Source organism: Haloferula rosea, from assembly GCF_016595525.1.
Lineage (GTDB): Bacteria > Verrucomicrobiota > Verrucomicrobiia > Verrucomicrobiales > Akkermansiaceae > Haloferula > Haloferula rosea.
The window spans coordinates 1-336 of the sequence record NZ_JAENII010000066.1; the positions used below are offsets into that span (position 1 = coordinate 1).

Sequence of the window (336 nt, forward strand, 5' to 3'; positions counted from 1 at the left end):
GCTTGGATAGCGGACTGAACAATTTCTTCGAGGTGGATTCCGTTAACAGTATGGCGTATCGCTACGGACGTCTGGGTGGAGTCAACACCCTGAGCACAGTCAGCCTGCTCACCGGTACTGCCGAAACCGTTTCCTACGGTGGAGATCCCTTTGCCGTCTACAATGGCCAGTTGTTAAGTTCCTCTGGTACTGCAATTTCGATCTTCGACGTTGCCACTGGAGAAAGCACATTTCTGGCCTTCACTGGCTTGGATAGCGGACTGAACAATTTCTTCGAGGTGGATTCCGTTAACAGTATGGCGTATCGCTACGGACGTCTGGGTGGAGTCAACACCC

At 52.1% G+C, this 336-nt stretch carries 1 protein-coding gene; it reads left to right on the forward strand.

The features are described 5' to 3' along the window. The coding region (locus tag JIN81_RS18840) for a hypothetical protein (protein WP_200283644.1) at nucleotides 1–336 on the forward strand (336 nt) is incomplete at both ends.